Origin of the sequence: Aquabacter cavernae, assembly GCF_003993795.1 — a bacterium.
Lineage (GTDB): Bacteria > Pseudomonadota > Alphaproteobacteria > Rhizobiales > Xanthobacteraceae > Aquabacter > Aquabacter cavernae.
Map to the genome: position 1 here is coordinate 269,034 of NZ_RWKV01000016.1, position 16,075 is coordinate 285,108.

Below are 16,075 nucleotides of genomic sequence, written 5' to 3' on the forward strand. Positions count from 1 at the left end.
CGCGCGGGGGGCAGGCCCCGCCTCAATGGAGCGTGCTCAATAGCGCTTGCCCGCGAAGCCGATGACCTGGACGCCGCTGATCTCGCCGGAGGCCGCGTCCACCACCAGGCGCACCCGCTCGCGCCGGGGGCCCGTGGCCTCGCACACATAGGCGCCGCCGCGCCGGTTGAGATTGCTGATGCTGGTGAAGCCCCGCGCCTTCAGCGATTCCTCCAGGGCCTCAAGGGTCATGATGCCGGGCGCGAGCGTGGGCTCGGCCGCCATATCGTAGAAGGGGGAGACGCCCGCCATGGCGCGCCCGGATTCGGTGGAGCGGAACGGCGTGCCCAAGGTCACGCCCACCACTTGCGCTTCCACACGTTCCGCGAAGAGACAGCCGGTCGCGACGCTGCCCACGCAGGCAACGGTTGCGAAGGAGACACGACGCTTGAACCGGCTCGCCTGCACGCGAATGACCGCCAAGGTTCTGTCCGGCCGAAAGGATTTCCGCCGATGGCTGAAGGCGAAATTATAAACCTCACTTGTGAACAGTTTCCGCGCCCGGCGTTCAGTCGAAGTTCAGAATTCCGCCACCGCCCTTGACGCTTTCGCGGGGCCTTCCCACATGGCGAACAGGCGCCGGTCTTCGGACGGCGCCTGTCCCAGGACCCGGCTTCGGCGGGTCCGCCCCGCATGTCGCTTCAGGAGGATATGCCATGCGAACCTTTGATCTTGCTCCCCTCTACCGCAATACGGTCGGCTTCGACCGCCTCTTCTCCATGCTGGATTCCGGCGGCAACGTGGACAGCGCGCCCACCTATCCGCCCTACAATATCGAGCGCACCGGCGAGACGGACTACCGCATCACCGTGGCGGTGGCCGGCTTCACCCCCGCCGAGCTGTTCATCGAATCCAAGGAGAACAGCCTGTCCATTCGCGGCGAGAAAGCCGACGTCCAGAGCGGCGAGCGCAGCCAGGTGCTGTATCGCGGCATCGCGGCCCGCGCCTTCGAGCGCCGGTTCCAGCTTGCCGATCATGTGGAAGTGAAGGGCGCGCGGCTGGAGAACGGCCTGCTGCACGTGGACCTCGTGCGCAACGTTCCCGAGGCCAAGAAGCCCCGCACCATCTCCATCACCACCAGCGCGCCCGCCACAGCGCAGCAGGTGGAAGCGCAAGTCGCGGCCTGACGCACAGGTCGCAGCCTGACGTAAAACGGCCCGCAACGGCCCCACAGGAACGCCCCGGCCCCGCCGGGGCGTTTCGCGTTTTCACTGCGGCCCTTTCGCACGCCCGTGCGGCTTCCTATGTTGAGGCACGAAGCGGCCCTGCCGCACTTGCTTGAGGCACCGCCATGTTCATCCAGACCGAACCCACCCCCAACCCGGCAACGCTGAAGTTCCTGCCCGGCCGGGACGTCCTCGGCGACGGAACGATGGAACTGCGCTCCCCCATGGAGGCGGGCCGCTCGCCTCTGGCCCAGCGCCTGTTCGAGGTGCCCGGCGTCACCGGCGTGTTCCTGGGCTCCGACTTCATCACCGTCACCAAGGCCGGTGGCGACTGGATGCACCTGAAGCCCGCCATCCTCGGCGCCATCATGGAGCATTTCATGTCCGGCGCGCCCATCCTGTCGGAGGGCGAGGGGGTGGATGACGAGGACGAGGATGAGTTCTTCGAGGAGAGCGATACGGAAATCGTCGGAACCATCAAGGAACTGATCGAGACCCGGGTGCGCCCCGCCGTGGCCAATGACGGCGGCGACATCACCTTCCGCGGCTTCCGCGACGGCGTGGTGTTCCTGAACATGAAGGGCTCCTGCTCGGGCTGCCCCTCCTCCACCGCCACGCTCAAGAACGGCATCGAGAACCTGCTCCGCCACTTCGTGCCCGAAGTGGTGGAAGTGCGCCCCATGTGAGGGTGCCGTCGGGCGCTCATAAGTGATGGCCGCGCGGGAGGGGAACGGCGTTTTTCGGCCATCCCCTTCCGTCAGCGCGCGTTTCGGTGGAATGTGGCCGCGGGATTCGGGGTTTCGCGGGCACTATGTACATTCTCGCTCTGGACACGGCACTGACCGCATGCTCCGTCGCGGTCCTCAACCTTGAGACGGACAGCGTCGTCGCCGGCGATTCCGTCTTCATGGAACGCGGGCATGCGGAAGCGCTCGTGCCCATGGTGGAACAGGTGCTGCGGGATGCGCGCCTGCACTTTTCCGACTTCGACCGCATCGCCGTGACCGTGGGGCCGGGCAGCTTCACGGGGCTGCGTGTGGGCATTTCGGCGGCGCGCGGTTTCGCGCTGGTGGCCGGAAAGCCCGCCGTGGGCGTCACCACCCTGGCGGCTCTGGCGACCCCCTTCCTCGCCTTCGACGATTCGCTTCCCGTCCTCGCCGCCATCGACGCGCGGCACGGGCATGTGTTCATGCAGATGTTCGGCACCGGCGGGCGCACGCTCATCGCCCCGCGCATCGCCTCCACCAAGGAGGCGGCGCGCGCGGCAGCCATGGGGGGCGTTCGGCTCGTGGGCTCCGGCGCGGGCCTCGTCGCGGATGCCTGGCCGCCCGGCGAACAGGCGCCCGTCTCCTGCGAGACCCTGGCGGCGCCGGATATCGCCTGGATCGCGCGCCTGGGGGCGGCGGCGGACCCCGCCACCGCCGAGCCCAAGCCCCTCTATCTGCGCCCGCCCGACGCCAAGCCCCAGGACCGGGCCCGAATCGCCCGCGTGTGAGGCCATCATGAGCCTGTTCGGCCGCCTCCTCTCCGGCACGCCCTCCGAACCGCACCTGCGGGATGCGCGCATGCAGGACGCGCCGGACCTTGCCCGCCTGCACGGCGCGAGCTTCCATCGCGGCTGGGGCGTGGACGAGTTCGAGCGCCTTCTGACCGACCGCGCCGCCCATGCCCATGTGATGACCGACGGCCCCAAGGGTGCGCCCTTCGCCTTCGTCCTCTCCCATGTGGTGCCGCCGGAGGGGGAGATCCTCTCTTTGGCCGTGGCCCCTGCGTCCCGCAAGAAAGGCCATGCGCGCCGCCTGCTGGCGCATCATCTGTCGCGGCTCGCGGCCCTTGGCGTCACGGTCTCCCACCTGGAGGTGGACGCCGCCAACACGGCCGCGCTCGGCCTCTACCACCGCCTCGGCTATGTGGAAGCCGGCCGCCGCAAGGGCTATTACCGGGAGGCCGGGCAGGCCAGCGACGCCCTGGTGATGCGGCGCGACTTCTGAACCGGCAGCGGTCTTGCCGTCCGCGAGGCGGGGGGCCATAGAGAGGGCTCAACCGCCCATGGGCGGGCGGCAGATCAGCGGCGAAGGAGGCCGGAACCCTTGAGCGGGAAGATCAGCGCGATCGAGGAAGCCTGCCATGCCAAGGGCATGCGCATGACCGACCAGCGCCGCGTCATCGCCCGCGTCCTCACGGACGCCTCGGACCATCCCGACGTGGAGGAGTTGCACCGCCGCGCCAGCGCCATCGACGCGAACATCTCCATCTCCACCGTCTACCGCACGGTGAAGATGTTCGAGGATGCGGGCATCATCGCCCGCCACGAATTCGGCGATGGCCGCTCGCGCTACGAGCCCGTGCCGGACGAGCACCATGACCATCTCATCGACCTGCGCTCCGGGCGGGTGGTGGAATTCCGCTCCGAGGAGATCGAGCGCCTCCAGGAGGAGATCGCGCGGCGGCTCGGCTATCGCATCGTCGGACACCGGCTGGAACTCTATGTGGTGCCGGCGAACGAGACCGAGGAATGAGCGAGCCCGGCGGCGGCAACGAGCTTCAGGCCATCTTCCGCGCCACCCCCATGCCGGATCTCGGGCCGGAACCCGCGCGCGGCGCCGGGCTTCTCGCGCGGCTCCGCGTCGGCGCGGTGCTTCTGCTCGTGGGCCTCGCGACGCTCATCGGCATTCCGCTGCAATGGCTTTCGCTGAAGCTCGGCCTGCCCACCCGCCGCTGGATCCCCGCTGTGTTCCACCGCATCGTCCTGCGCCTCATCGGGGTGCGGGTGCGGGTTCATGGCGCGCCGGCGCAGGGACGGCCGCTGCTGCTTCTGTCCAACCATTCCTCCTGGCTGGACATTTGCGTGGTGGGTTCGCTGTTTCCCCTGTTCTTCGTCGCCAAGAGCGAGGTGGAAAAGTGGCCGGTCATCGGCCTGCTCGCCGCGCTCCAGCGCAGCGTCTTCGTGAACCGCCAGCGCCGCAGCGCCACGGGCGCGGTGAACCGGGAGATCGCCGCGCGCCTTGCCCAGGGCGATCCCGTGGTGCTGTTCGCCGAGGGCACCTCCAATGACGGCAACCGCATCCTGCCGTTCCGCTCCGCTCTGGTGGGCGCCGTGCGGGAAGCCTTCGACGGCGAGCGGCAGGTGTTGGTGCAGCCCATGGCCGTCTCCTATGTGCGCCTCCAGGGCATGCCCATGGGGCGCAGCCACCGGCCGGTCGCGGCCTGGACCGGCGACCTGGAGCTGGCCCCCCATTTGATGGAGGTGCTGCGCCAGGGGGCCATCGACGTGGACGTGACGTTCGGGCATGCCCGCATGCTGGACGCCGACGTGGACCGCAAGCGCGTGACCCGCGCCTGCGAGGCGGAGGTGCGGGCCCTGTTCAGCGCGCAGATTCTGGGCCGCGCGCCGCCCCCCGGCTTCGCGCCTTGAGCAGATGGGGCCGCGCGCGAGTTTCCAAATGGCGGGTTTGTCAGTAAAACCTGTGCACGGTGATTTTTCGGACAGGAAGACGTGCGCGCACGATGCGTGGCATGGGCATGATGGAGACCGAGCGTCGGCGTCACGGGACCGTCGCGCCGGTGCACCAGGGTGAGGTTGGCAGAACAGGCAAGATGGACGCGCCCCGCAAGCTGTATGTGAAGTCCTTCGGCTGTCAGATGAACGTGTACGATTCCCATCGTATGGCGGACATGCTGGCGCGCGAAGGCTATGTGGAGACCGCCGAGCCCGCCGAGGCCGACCTCGTCATCCTCAATACCTGCCATATCCGCGAGAAGGCCGCCGAGAAGGTCTATTCGGAGCTGGGACGCCTGCGCAAATCGCAGGAAGAGACCGGCCACTCCACTTTGGTGGCGGTGGCGGGCTGCGTCGCCCAGGCCGAAGGCGCCGAGATCATCAAGCGCGCGCCGGTGGTGGACCTCGTCGTCGGTCCCCAGAGCTATCACCGCCTGCCCGAGCTGCTGGCCAAGGCCCGCGCGGGCGAGCCTGCGGTGGACACCGACTTTCCCGTCGAGGACAAGTTCGACCATCTGCCCGCCCCGAGCGCGGCCGCCACCCGCAAGCGCGGCCCCGCCGCCTTCCTCACCGTGCAGGAAGGCTGCGACAAGTTCTGCACCTTCTGCGTGGTGCCCTATACGCGCGGCGCCGAGGTCTCCCGCCCGGTGGCCAAGATCCTCGCGGAGGCCGAGCGCCTCGCCGAGCAGGGCGTGCGCGAACTCACCCTCATCGGCCAGAACGTCAACGCCTTCCACGGCACCGGCGCGGACGGGCGCACCTGGAGCCTTGCCGACCTGCTCTATCGGCTGGCGGAAATCCCCGGAATCGGCCGGCTGCGCTACACCACCAGCCATCCGCGCGACATGGGCGAGGACCTCATCGCCGCCCATCGCGACCTGCCGGCCTTGATGCCCTATCTGCATCTGCCGGTTCAGTCGGGCTCGGACCGGGTGCTCAAGGCCATGAACCGCAAGCACGGGCGCGAGCTGTTCTTCGACATCGTCGCCCGCATGCGCGCGGTGCGGCCGGACATGGCGCTCTCCTCGGACTTCATCGTCGGCTTCCCCGGCGAGACGGACGCCGAGTTCGAGGACACCATGGACCTCATCCGCCGGGTGGGGTTCGCGGGCGCCTTCTCCTTCAAATATTCCCCCCGCCCCGGCACCCCAGCCTCGGACCTGGGCGCCCAGGTGCCGGAGGCCGTGAAGACCGAGCGGCTGCATCGCCTGCAGGCGGCGCTGGAAGCCTCCAAGCGCGCCTTCGACCTGAGCTGCGTCGGGCGCACTTTCGAGGTCCTGTTCGAGAAGCCCGGCCGCCAGCCGGGCCAATTGATCGGGCGCTCCCCCTATCTCCAGTCGGTGGTGGTCAACACCCCGCCCGCCGGCATCGGGGAGTTCCTGACCGTGACCATCACCGAGGCCGGGCCCAACAGCCTGGCCGGTACCCCGCTTTCCCATACCCCGCTTTCCCACGTCACGGCGCGCGCCCGCCCGCTCGCCGCCTTGGAGGCCTGAGCATTGCGCAGATCCGGTGAGAAGGACCGTTCGCCCCCCGCTCCTCAGGCACCGGCGCGGGAGGGCCCGGCACGGGCCGCCATCGCCGATCCCTGGGCCATCCAGGGCGAGGACGGCCCCACCCAAGTGGTGCTCGCCTTCGACGACAATCGCCTCGCCACCCAATTGTTCGGCCATTACGGCCGCAACCTCGCGATGCTCGAGCGCAAGCTGGGCGTGAAGGCGGATTCGCGCGGCAACCATGTGACCCTGGAAGGCGGCCGGGACGGCTGCGAGCAGGCGCGTCGGGTGCTGGAGCATCTCTACGAGGCCATGAAGCGCGGCCGCGACATCGGCCCCGGCGACGTGGAAGGCGCCATCCGCGAGGCGGTGGCGCAGGGCTCGCTGTTCGACTTCGATCCCGCCGAGACCCGCCAGCATTTTGACGAGATCCAGTTGCGCCGCCGCCCCGTGCGGGCGCGCACCGCCGCGCAGGACGCCTATATCCGCGCTTTGAAGCGCCATACGCTCGTCTTCGGCACCGGCCCGGCCGGCACCGGCAAGACCTGGCTTGCGGTGGCCTATGCGGTGCACCTGCTGGAACGGCGCATGGTGGACCGCATCATCCTCTCGCGCCCCGCCGTGGAAGCGGGCGAGCGCCTGGGCTTCCTGCCCGGCGACATGAAGGAGAAGGTGGACCCCTACCTTCGCCCCATCTACGATGCCTTGCACGATCTGATGGACCGCGCCTTCGTGGAGCGGGCGCTTCAGTCGGGCGAGATCGAGATTGCGCCGCTCGCCTTCATGCGCGGGCGCACGCTCTCCAACGCGGCGGTCATCCTGGACGAGGCCCAGAACACCACATCCATGCAGATGAAGATGTTCCTGACCCGCCTCGGCGAGAATTCCCACATGATCGTCACCGGCGATCCCAGCCAGATCGACCTTCCCTCCGGGCAGACCTCCGGCCTGTTCGAGGCGGTGCGGCTGCTGGAAGGCGTCGAAGGGGTGGGCGTGAGCCACTTCAAGGCCGAGGACGTGGTGCGCCACGAACTGGTGGGCCGCATCGTCACGGCCTATGAGAATGCTGCGGCCGCCCGTCTGGCGGCGAGGGAAGCCTGAGCCATGGACGGCGCGCGAAGTCCGCTCATCGAGATCGACGTCCTCGCCGAGGCGCCGGGCTGGGACGCTCTGCCCGACGCCGACGCCCTCGCGGAGCGTGCCGTGCGCGCCGCCCTCGCCGAGGCGGCGGACCTTGAGGAAGATGTGGATTTCGAGCTGTCCGTGACGCTGACGGACGATGCCCGCATCCGCATCCTGAACCGCGACTGGCGCGGCAAGGACAAGCCCACCAACGTCCTCTCCTTCCCCGCCGCCGACGTGCCGGACGATGTCACGCCGGTGCCACTGGGGGATGTGATCCTCGCGCTTGAAACCGTGCGCGCGGAGGCGGAGGACGAGGGCAAGGCCCTCGCTGATCATTTCACCCATCTCGTCGTGCACGGCACCCTGCATCTCATCGGCTTCGACCATGAGAGCGAGGACGAAGCCGAAGAGATGGAAGACACAGAACGGCGCATCCTGGCAGGGCTCGGCATCGCCGACCCCTATGCCTTGCCCGCCGAACCCTGAAGGGAGACCATGTCCATCACCGACCCGTCGAGCGACCCCGCCGCCTCGGAGCCGCAGAGTTTCATCGACCGATTGCGTGCCCTCCTCGGCGCCTTCCGGCCTCATGCGTCCCTGCGCACCGACCTTGTGGAAGTGCTGGACGCCAATGCCGAGGGTGCGATGGAGGAGGGAAGCGAATTCTCCCCGTCCGAGCGCAAGATGCTACGCAACATCCTGCACCTCAAGGAGGTGGGGATCGGGGACATCATGGTGCCGCGCGCCGAGATCGTGGCCGTCCACAAGGACGTGACCCTCGCCGAGCTGCTGGCCACCTTCGCCAATGCCGCCCATTCCCGGCTCGTGGTCTATGACGACACGCTGGACGACCCGGTGGGGATGGTTCACATCCGCGACCTGCTCGGCTTCATCACCGGGGCCCACAAGAACAAGGACGAGATCAGCGTCGCCGACATCAATCTGGCGGCGGTGGATCTCACCCAGTCCCTGGCGGTCACGGACCTGATCCGGCGCCTTCTCTATGTGCCGCCCTCCATGCCCGCCGCGGACCTTCTGGTGTCCATGCAGGCCGCGCGCGTGCACCTCGCCCTCGTCATCGATGAATATGGCGGCACGGACGGCCTCGTCTCCATCGAGGACGTGGTGGAGGAGATCGTGGGCGAGATCGAGGACGAGCATGACGACGAGGCCGCGCTCATCAAGGCGCAGCCCGACGGCACCTTCCTCGTGGATGCCCGCACCCCCATGGACGAAATATTGAAGACGCTGGGGCCGGACTTCGCGCCGGAAGAGGTCACCGAGGAGGTGGATTCCCTCGGCGGCCTCGTGGTGACGCTGGCCGCGCGCGTGCCGCGGCCGGGCGAGGTCATCGTGACGCCGGGCGCCTTCCGCATCGAGGTGGTGGATGCCGACCCGCGCCGCGTGAAGCAATTGCGCATCCTTCCCCCGGTCTCCGCGGAACCGGACAGCGCAGCCGGCGGCGAGGGGGCGTGAGCGAGGGGGCGCGTCCCGGCGCCGTGGACCGTGTCCGCCGCCTTCAGGGCTGGCGGCGCTGGCTGTTCGCCTTCGGCGCGGGAGCCGTGTCGGCCCTCTCCACGGCGCCCTTCGGCCTGTGGCCGATCCTCTTCCTCACCTTTCCGGCCCTCATCCTGCTTCTGGACGGCCCGCCGTCATCGGGCTGGCGCGCCATCCGGGCGGCGGCGGCCACGGGCTGGTGGTTCGGCTTCGGCTATTTCCTCGCCTCCCTCTGGTGGATCGGCAACGCCTTCCTGGTGGAAGCGGGCGTGTTCGCCTGGCTGCTGCCGTTCGCGGTGGTCTCGCTGCCCGCCGGGCTCGCTCTGTTTTCCGCCCTCGGCCTTGCCACGGCGCGGCTCCTCTGGTCGCGGGGGCCCATGCGCGTGGGCGCCTTCGCCTTCGGCCTCGGCGGGGCGGAATGGCTGCGGGGCCATGTGCTCACGGGCTTTCCCTGGAACACGTTCGGCTATGCGCTGGCGGAAAATCTCGCGCTCGCGCAGAGCGCGGCCCTGGTGGGGCTCTGGGGCCTGACGCTGGCGGCCATTCTCATCTTCGCCGCGCCCATCTTGCTGCTGGACGGATCGCGGCGCGCCCGGCTCCTCGGCCCCGCGCTTGCCGCCGCCGTGCTGCTCGTCGCCTTCGGCTGGGGGTCCTGGCGCCTCGCCCAGCCCGCCGCGCCGCTTCTGCCGGGGGTGCATCTGCGCATCATGCAGCCCGCTTTGCCGCAGGACCAGAAGTTCGCCTATGGGGAGCGGCAGCGCATCCTCGACGATTATCTCGCCCTCAGCGCGCAGCCGAGCCAAGTCTATCCCGGCGGGCTGAAGGATGTGAGCGTTCTGATCTGGCCGGAATCCGCCTTCCCCTTCGTTTATGAGCGCGAGCCCTGGGCACGCGAGCGTATTGAAGAGACGTTGCCGGACACGGTGATCTTGGTCACAGGCGCGGCGCGCTATGGGCCGCCGCCGCCCGGCCAGACATCCTTCTTCTACAACTCCATCCGGGTGATGGACGGGCACGGCACCGTTCTGCAGAACGCGGACAAGGTCCATCTCGTACCGTTCGGAGAATATCTTCCCTTTCAAAGGGTGATGGAGGAGATCGGCTTCGAGCAACTCACGCGCCAGCGTGGCGGCTTTGCTTCGGGCCTTACGCTCAAGCCCCTGCTCATTCCCGGCTTGCCGACAGCCGCTCCACTCATCTGTTACGAAGCGATCTTTCCGGGCGCGGTGATTCCCGAGGGCGAGCGGCCCGGTTTTCTGTTGAACGTGACCAATGATGCCTGGTTCGGTGCAACCCCCGGTCCCTATCAGCACTTTCTCCAGGCCCGTCTGAGGGCCATCGAAGAGGGGCTTCCGCTGGTGCGGGCCGCCAATACGGGGATTTCGGCGGTGATCGACCCGGTGGGACGGATCGTCGCATCCCTATCGCTAGGCGAGAAAGGCAACCTTGACGTGGGTTTGCCGCCGGCTTCGGATATCCCGCCGCCCGCCGCCGGGCACCCTCATCTGGCATTTCTATTATTGCTGATAATGACTTTCATTATTGCGTTGAATGGCCTCCGGAAATCTTAATTTACGCAATCACACGTAAAAGTTGATCGACGCTACATCCTTAAATGCGTATCTTGCCGGCGTCAGGGCAGCCTTCGCTTCGCGAAGTTCACATTCTCTTTTCCGATTCAGCCGGAGAGACCATGGCCAAGAAGGCGCCGAATCCTATCGACAAGCACGTTGGAAGCCGCGTCCGTATGAGACGGATGATGGTGGGTATGAGCCAGGAGAAGCTTGGAGAGAGCCTCGGCATCACCTTCCAGCAAATCCAGAAATACGAGAAGGGCACGAACCGCATCGGCGCGAGCCGGTTGCAGCAGATTTCCATCACGCTTGGTGTTCCCGTCGCCTTCTTCTTCGAAGGCGCCCCGACGCTCGTTCCGAACGAGGAGGGCTTCAGCGAAGCGGCCTCTCCGACCTTCGTGAACGATTTCCTCGCCACGTCCGACGGCCTCGCGCTGACCCGCAACTTCATGCGGATCTCCGACAGCAAGGTGCGCCGGCGTATCGTGGACCTCGTCGCCGCCATTGCGGGAGACGAGCCCGTCCAGGCGTAGAATTCGTTTTTACAAACGCATTCGGCAAGCCGGTCTTGACCGGCTTGCGCGCCTTTGGGAAAAGCGTCGCACTGCCGCGGATGTGGCGCGAGGAAACTATGGCTCGGTCATCTTACCTGTTTACCAGTGAATCCGTCTCCGAGGGTCACCCCGACAAGGTGTGCGACCGCATCTCCGACGAAGTGGTGGACGGTTTCTTCCGCACCGCCGCCGAGCAGGGGATCGACCCCACCCAGATTCGCGTCGCCTGCGAAACCCTGGCGACCACCAATCGGGTGGTGATCGCGGGCGAGACCCGCGGCCCCTCCACCATCACCAAGGACTACGTGTCCCACCTCGCCCGGCTCGCGATCCGCGACATCGGGTACGAGCAGGAGGGCTTCCACTGGGAGACCGCCGACATCGAGGTGCTGCTGCATGCCCAGTCGGCGGACATCGCCCAGGGCGTGGACATTGCCGGCAACAAGGATGAAGGCGCGGGCGACCAGGGCATCATGTTCGGCTATGCGGTCCGCGAGACCCCCGAGCTGATGCCGGCCCCCATCTTCTATGCCCACAGGATCCTGAAGGTTCTGGCGGACGCCCGCCGCTCCGGCGAGACCATGGCGCTCGGCCCGGACGCCAAGAGCCAGGTGACCGTGCGCTATGAGGACGGCAAGCCGGTGGGGGTGACGCAGCTCGTCCTCTCCACCCAGCACCTGGATGCGCACCTGTCCTCCCACGACGTGCGCGCCATCGTGGAACCCTATATCCGCCAGGCCCTTCCCGAAGGCTGGCTGAACTCCGAGACGGTCTGGCACGTCAATCCTACGGGCAAGTTCGTGATCGGCGGCCCGGACGGCGATTGCGGCCTCACCGGCCGCAAGATCATCGTGGACACCTATGGTGGAGCGGCCCCCCACGGCGGCGGTGCCTTTTCCGGCAAGGATCCCACCAAGGTGGACCGCTCGGCCGCCTATGCCGCCCGCTATCTGGCGAAGAACGTGGTGGCGGCGGGCCTTGCGGACCGTGCCACCATCCAGCTCGCTTATGCCATCGGCGTCTCCGACCCGCTGGCTGTCTATGTGGACCTGCACGGCACCGGACAGGTGGCGGAAGGCCGCCTGGAGAGCGTGCTGCGCGAGGTGGTGAACCTGCGTCCGCGCGGCATTCGCGAGCACCTGAACCTGTGCCAGCCCATCTATGCCCGCACCTCCGCCTATGGCCATTTCGGCCGGGCGCCGGAAGCGGACGGCGGCTTCTCCTGGGAGAAGACCGACCTCGTGGACAAGCTGAAGTCCGCGCTGGCCTGATCGCCCCGCCGGTCCTCGGACCGGCGCCGGGCAGGCGGAAACGGGGGTCCATGAGCCCGGCTCATGGGCGCCTCTGGCGCGAAACGCCCTTCCTGTTCATGCCCTGTGCGCGCGAAAAGGGCCGGAAACGGCCCTTTTTTCCGTTTTAGAGTGCGGTCGCCCTTCTCTCCATGCGCTGGAGCCTGATCGCCTCAGGATGAGAAAACCTGAGGCGATCAGGCGCCAGTGGCCCCTCTTCTTCCTGTTCTCGACGGATGATGCTCATGTCCGTGAAAGCTGACGCGGACGGTATAACGAACGCTCTTATGCCTGCCGCAGACGGTCCCCGGCGCGATCCGCAGACCGGGCAGATGGCCTCTTTCCACGGCCGCCGCGTGGGCAAGCCCCTGCGTCCCGTGCAGGCGGAGGCCCATGCGCGGCTGTTCGACCGCTATCGCCTCTCCCTCGATGCGCTGGCGGAGCCCACCGCCTTGTTTTCGCGACCGGTGGAAGCGCTGGGGCTGGAAATCGGCTTCGGCGGCGGCGAGCATCTGGTCCACGCCGCCGGGACCCGCCCCGGCTGGGGCTTCCTGGGCGTCGAGCCGTTCCTGAACGGCATGACCCGCGCGCTCATGGACCTGGAGGCCGCGGGCCTCGACAATGTGCGGGTGTTCGACGATGACGCGGCACTGGTCCTCGCCCGGCTTCCGGCGGCGAGCCTCGCGCGGGTGGACCTCTTTTATCCCGACCCCTGGCCCAAGCGCCGCCACTGGAAGCGCCGCTTCGTGCGGCCGGACAATCTCGACCTCATCACCCGCGCGCTGAAGCCGGGCGGCCTGTTCCGCTTCGCCAGCGACGTGCCGGATTATGTGGACTGGTGCCTGCGGGAAGTGCGCGCCCACGGGGCGCTCGCCTGGACGGCCGAGACGGCGGACGACTGGCGCCGCCCCTTCGAGGGCTGGCCCGGCACCCGCTATGAGGCGAAGGCGCTGAAGGCCGGGCGCGTGGGCACCTATCTCACCTTCCTGCGCCCCTGAGCGGGCGTTTCACGCTTCGCTCGGAAATGCTCTAATCCAGCCGCGTGCCGGGCCGGAAGCCCGGGGCTTCGCCGGGAAGCGGGGTGCCGTGCGCGAATGGGTCGTGCCCCTCGCCCGCATGGGAAGACACGCCGCGCATGGTGGCCCCCTCGCCGTCACGAGCCTGACGCAAAGGCGGCGCGGCCGGATGAGGCGCCCCCGGTGTCTCGATGCCCAATTTGGCGAGCACCCGATTGGGGGGCTCGTCGATGAGAACCTGCACATTGCGCCCGCTGTCGTTGCGCTCCGTGGTGACGATGTGGCACCCGTCCGCCCGCACATAGACCGAAATGATCTGCGACGGATTTATGAACACCCGCGAAGCGCCCGCTGCGCGGGTCTTGAATTCTATCAGCATATGCCTCTCCCTAATGGAGACAGCATATCCTGAATTGATGCAAAATAAAGGCAAGCTAGAAACGGTGCCTTTCAACCTCTCCCGACCTCCTCTGCTGGACGCGGTCTTGCCCACCCTCCATCAAGTCGTGAAGCGGCAAGGCAAGATGAAGATTCCCTTGGCAATTGGCATCGATTCAGTGAAAAATCGATATTATTGAAGGCGATAACCACACCTGTTCCAGCCGTCCTGGAGCGTTTCCGGGCGAAACGTGAAGCGGTTCGCGTGGAGGAAACGCATAGAAACAAAGAGATAGAGCGTCTCTGCGTGTCCATGAAAAGCTCGAACACCCTGAAGGGGCCGCCCCGACCGCTTGACTGTCGACCCAACCCAGGTTGCCGTTTCCGGCCGGGCTTCCGCGCCAGACGCCCTGCCAGACGCCCTGCCACACGCCCTGCCACACGCCCACCGCCCGCGTCCGACTGTCTCAGCCCCTCTTTTTGCGAATGAGTTGCATCTGCAGCCATCCCATGCCATGGTCTTGCAAGTCATTCTCAAGAGCATTCTAAGATGTGCGTTTCCTGAGACGCACATCCCCGGAAGGAGGCGATATGGTTGGGCGGCGGATGGTGATGGCGGGGCTGGTGGCGATGGCCATGGCGCCGGTCTGGGGGCACGGTTCGGCCCTCGCGCAGACGGCGGCGACACCCGCGCCCGACAAGCCGAAACTGAAGGCTGTCACCACCTTCACCGTCATCGCCGACATGGCGCGCAACGTGGCGGGCGACAAGGCGATCGTGGAAAGCATCACCAAGCCCGGCGCCGAGATCCACAATTACCAGCCCACCCCCGGCGACCTGGTGAAGGCGCAGGATGCCGACCTCGTCCTGTGGAACGGGCTCAATCTGGAATTGTGGTTCGAGAAATTCTTCCGGCGCCTGAAGAATGCCCAGAGCGTGGTGGTTTCCGACGGCATCCAGCCCATGGGCATCACCCAGGGCCCCTATAATGGAAAGCCCAATCCCCACGCCTGGATGTCGCCCGACAACGCCCTGATCTATGTGGACAATATCCGCGACGCCTTCGCCAAGGCGGACCCGGCCAATGCCGCCGCCTATGCGGCCAATGCGGAGGCCTACAAGGCGAAGATCAAGGCCGCCATCGGCCCCATCCGCGCGCGCATCGACGAGGTGCCCGCCGACAAGCGCTGGCTGGTCACCAGTGAAGGGGCGTTTTCCTATCTTGCGCGCGATTTCGGCCTGAAGGAGCTTTACCTCTGGCCCATCAATGCCGACCAGCAGGGCACGCCCCAGCAGGTGCGCAAGGTGATCGACGCGGTGAAGGCGGACCATATTCCGGTGGTGTTCAGCGAGAGCACCGTCTCGCCCGATCCCGCCAAGCAGGTGGCCCGGGAAACCGGCGCGCGCTATGGCGGCGAGCTTTACGTGGACAGCCTCTCCCCGCCCGACGGGCCGGTGCCCACCTATCTGGACCTGCTCACCGTCACCACCTCCACCATCGCCGACGGGCTCACGGGCAAGGAAGCGACGCGATGAACATCCATGCGGCGACGGGCGCGGCACAAGCCGAGACCACCGAGACCGAGGGCATCCGCGCCGCCCATGTGACCGTCACCTATCGCAACGGCCACACCGCCCTCACCGACGCCTCCTTCGCCATTCCCACCGGCACCATCACGGCGCTGGTGGGGGTGAACGGCTCGGGCAAGTCCACCTTGTTCAAGGCCATCATGGGCTTCGTGCCGGCGAGCCGGGGCGAGATTTCCATTCTCGGCCTGCCCGTGCCCAAGGCGCTGAAGCGCAACCTCGTCGCCTATGTGCCCCAGAGCGAGGAAGTGGACTGGAGCTTCCCCGTCCTCGTTGAGGACGTGGTGATGATGGGCCGCTACGGCCACATGAACATGCTGCGCATGCCCCGCCCCGCAGACCATGCGGCGGTGTCCGCCGCCTTGGAGCGGGTGGGCATGTCGGACTATCGCAAACGGCAGATCGGCGAACTCTCCGGCGGCCAGAAGAAGCGCGTCTTCCTCGCCCGCTCGCTGGCCCAGGACGCCCGCGTCATCCTTCTGGACGAGCCCTTCACGGGCGTGGACGTGAAGACCGAGGCGGCCATCATCACCCTGTTGCGCGAACTGCGCGCCGAGGGGCGGGTCATGCTGGTCTCCACCCATGATCTCGGCTCCATCCCCGATTTCTGCGACCGCACCGTGCTTCTGAAGCGCACCGTGCTCGCCTGCGGGCTCACCTCCCAGGTGTTCACCCGCGCCAATCTGGAGCGCGCCTTCGGCGGCGTGTTGCGGCACATGGTGTTCGGCGAGGGTGCCGGGCAGGTGGCCCTGCTGACCGACGAGGAGCGCCCCTTGCTGCTGGAGGCGGACGGCGAGCCCGCCAAGGGCCCCAAGGATCCGGGCAAAGACCCGAGCAAGGATCCTCTCCCGTGAG

At 67.4% G+C, this 16,075-nt stretch carries 18 protein-coding genes; 16 read left to right on the forward strand and 2 right to left on the reverse strand.

Translation table 11 applies throughout. The features are described 5' to 3' along the window. Nucleotides 1-36: 36 nt before the first annotated feature. Complete coding sequence (locus EJJ38_RS16980) at nt 37-462, reverse strand: hypothetical protein (RefSeq protein ID WP_127091390.1); 426 nt, start codon at nt 460-462, stop codon at nt 37-39. A 233-nt stretch (nt 463-695) separates the two neighbouring features. Between EJJ38_RS16980 and EJJ38_RS16985 the strand changes: the two genes are divergently transcribed. From EJJ38_RS16985 to trmB, 14 genes are all read left to right on the forward strand, one after another. After that, on the forward strand, nt 696-1,166 hold the full coding sequence (locus EJJ38_RS16985; protein WP_127091392.1) for an Hsp20 family protein: 471 nt from the start codon (nt 696-698) through the stop codon (nt 1,164-1,166). 164 nt (nt 1,167-1,330) lie between these two features. Continuing rightward, nucleotides 1,331-1,891 (forward strand): NifU family protein, encoded by a 561-nt coding sequence (locus tag EJJ38_RS16990; protein WP_127091394.1) that lies wholly within the window; start codon nt 1,331-1,333, stop codon nt 1,889-1,891. A 125-nt stretch (nt 1,892-2,016) separates the two neighbouring features. Continuing rightward, entirely contained in the window at nt 2,017-2,700 is a 684-nt protein-coding gene (gene tsaB, locus EJJ38_RS16995; protein WP_127091396.1) for a tRNA (adenosine(37)-N6)-threonylcarbamoyltransferase complex dimerization subunit type 1 TsaB, read from the forward strand. Between the two features lie 7 nt (nt 2,701-2,707). Beyond that, complete coding sequence (locus EJJ38_RS17000) at nt 2,708-3,196, forward strand: GNAT family N-acetyltransferase (protein ID WP_127091397.1); 489 nt, start codon at nt 2,708-2,710, stop codon at nt 3,194-3,196. Between the two features lie 147 nt (nt 3,197-3,343). Then, complete coding sequence (locus EJJ38_RS17005; protein ID WP_205666210.1) at nt 3,344-3,724, forward strand: Fur family transcriptional regulator; 381 nt, start codon at nt 3,344-3,346, stop codon at nt 3,722-3,724. Further along, nucleotides 3,721-4,620: a lyso-ornithine lipid O-acyltransferase gene (gene olsA, locus EJJ38_RS17010; protein ID WP_245454301.1), complete on the forward strand. Its 900-nt coding sequence runs from the start codon at nt 3,721-3,723 to the stop codon at nt 4,618-4,620. Before EJJ38_RS17005 ends, olsA begins: the two co-directional genes overlap by 4 nt. A 182-nt stretch (nt 4,621-4,802) precedes the next feature. After that, nucleotides 4,803-6,200, forward strand: a complete 1,398-nt coding sequence (miaB, locus tag EJJ38_RS17015; RefSeq protein WP_127091401.1) for a tRNA (N6-isopentenyl adenosine(37)-C2)-methylthiotransferase MiaB — start codon at nt 4,803-4,805, stop codon at nt 6,198-6,200. 81 nt (nt 6,201-6,281) lie between these two features. Beyond that, a complete protein-coding gene (locus tag EJJ38_RS17020) occupies nt 6,282-7,301 on the forward strand; it encodes a PhoH family protein (protein WP_164738563.1) in 1,020 nt (339 codons plus the stop codon). 3 nt (nt 7,302-7,304) lie between these two features. Next, entirely contained in the window at nt 7,305-7,811 is a 507-nt protein-coding gene (gene ybeY, locus EJJ38_RS17025) for an rRNA maturation RNase YbeY (protein ID WP_127091403.1), read from the forward strand. Between the two features lie 9 nt (nt 7,812-7,820). Beyond that, the gene (locus EJJ38_RS17030; RefSeq protein ID WP_127091405.1) at nt 7,821-8,801 is read left to right on the forward strand and encodes a hemolysin family protein; all 981 of its coding nucleotides are present in this window, start codon (nt 7,821-7,823) and stop codon (nt 8,799-8,801) included. Continuing rightward, nucleotides 8,798-10,393, forward strand: a complete 1,596-nt coding sequence (gene lnt / locus EJJ38_RS17035; RefSeq protein WP_127091407.1) for an apolipoprotein N-acyltransferase — start codon at nt 8,798-8,800, stop codon at nt 10,391-10,393. The genes EJJ38_RS17030 and lnt overlap by 4 nt, the downstream gene beginning before the upstream one ends. A gap of 122 nt (nt 10,394-10,515) precedes the next feature. Beyond that, on the forward strand, nt 10,516-10,929 hold the full coding sequence (locus EJJ38_RS17040; RefSeq protein ID WP_127091409.1) for a helix-turn-helix domain-containing protein: 414 nt from the start codon (nt 10,516-10,518) through the stop codon (nt 10,927-10,929). Nucleotides 10,930-11,027: 98 nt separating this feature from the next. Beyond that, on the forward strand, nt 11,028-12,221 hold the full coding sequence (gene metK / locus EJJ38_RS17045; protein ID WP_127091411.1) for a methionine adenosyltransferase: 1,194 nt from the start codon (nt 11,028-11,030) through the stop codon (nt 12,219-12,221). Nucleotides 12,222-12,526: 305 nt separating this feature from the next. Beyond that, nucleotides 12,527-13,237 carry a tRNA (guanine(46)-N(7))-methyltransferase TrmB gene (gene trmB, locus EJJ38_RS17050; protein ID WP_205666201.1) on the forward strand — a complete coding sequence of 237 codons (711 nt, stop codon included), beginning with the start codon at nt 12,527-12,529 and terminating at the stop codon, nt 13,235-13,237. Nucleotides 13,238-13,268: 31 nt separating this feature from the next. On the opposite strand, the gene EJJ38_RS17055 is transcribed toward trmB, so the two are convergent. Beyond that, nucleotides 13,269-13,634, reverse strand: a complete 366-nt coding sequence (locus tag EJJ38_RS17055; protein WP_127091413.1) for a hypothetical protein — start codon at nt 13,632-13,634, stop codon at nt 13,269-13,271. 590 nt (nt 13,635-14,224) lie between these two features. Here EJJ38_RS17055 and EJJ38_RS17060 point away from each other — a divergent pair. Next, nucleotides 14,225-15,169 (forward strand): metal ABC transporter substrate-binding protein, encoded by a 945-nt coding sequence (locus tag EJJ38_RS17060; RefSeq protein ID WP_127091415.1) that lies wholly within the window; start codon nt 14,225-14,227, stop codon nt 15,167-15,169. After that, nucleotides 15,166-16,074, forward strand: coding sequence for a manganese/iron ABC transporter ATP-binding protein (locus EJJ38_RS17065; RefSeq protein ID WP_127091417.1), 909 nt, complete (start codon nt 15,166-15,168; stop codon nt 16,072-16,074). The genes EJJ38_RS17060 and EJJ38_RS17065 overlap by 4 nt, the downstream gene beginning before the upstream one ends. Nucleotide 16,075: the final 1 nt, after the last annotated feature.

Coding starts and splice junctions, on each gene's coding strand:
- EJJ38_RS16985 (WP_127091392.1), top strand. CDS start 696: ATGCGAACCTTTGATCTTGCTCCCCTCTACCGCAATACGGTCGGCTTC.
- EJJ38_RS16990 (WP_127091394.1), top strand. CDS start 1,331: ATGTTCATCCAGACCGAACCCACCCCCAACCCGGCAACGCTGAAGTTC.
- tsaB (WP_127091396.1), top strand. CDS start 2,017: ATGTACATTCTCGCTCTGGACACGGCACTGACCGCATGCTCCGTCGCG.
- EJJ38_RS17000 (WP_127091397.1), top strand. CDS start 2,708: ATGAGCCTGTTCGGCCGCCTCCTCTCCGGCACGCCCTCCGAACCGCAC.
- EJJ38_RS17005 (WP_205666210.1), top strand. CDS start 3,344: ATGCGCATGACCGACCAGCGCCGCGTCATCGCCCGCGTCCTCACGGAC.
- olsA (WP_245454301.1), top strand. CDS start 3,721: ATGAGCGAGCCCGGCGGCGGCAACGAGCTTCAGGCCATCTTCCGCGCC.
- miaB (WP_127091401.1), top strand. CDS start 4,803: ATGGACGCGCCCCGCAAGCTGTATGTGAAGTCCTTCGGCTGTCAGATG.
- ybeY (WP_127091403.1), top strand. CDS start 7,305: ATGGACGGCGCGCGAAGTCCGCTCATCGAGATCGACGTCCTCGCCGAG.
- EJJ38_RS17030 (WP_127091405.1), top strand. CDS start 7,821: ATGTCCATCACCGACCCGTCGAGCGACCCCGCCGCCTCGGAGCCGCAG.
- EJJ38_RS17040 (WP_127091409.1), top strand. CDS start 10,516: ATGGCCAAGAAGGCGCCGAATCCTATCGACAAGCACGTTGGAAGCCGC.
- metK (WP_127091411.1), top strand. CDS start 11,028: ATGGCTCGGTCATCTTACCTGTTTACCAGTGAATCCGTCTCCGAGGGT.
- trmB (WP_205666201.1), top strand. CDS start 12,527: ATGCCTGCCGCAGACGGTCCCCGGCGCGATCCGCAGACCGGGCAGATG.
- EJJ38_RS17055 (WP_127091413.1), bottom strand. CDS start 13,634: ATGCTGATAGAATTCAAGACCCGCGCAGCGGGCGCTTCGCGGGTGTTC.
- EJJ38_RS17060 (WP_127091415.1), top strand. CDS start 14,225: ATGGTTGGGCGGCGGATGGTGATGGCGGGGCTGGTGGCGATGGCCATG.
- EJJ38_RS17065 (WP_127091417.1), top strand. CDS start 15,166: ATGAACATCCATGCGGCGACGGGCGCGGCACAAGCCGAGACCACCGAG.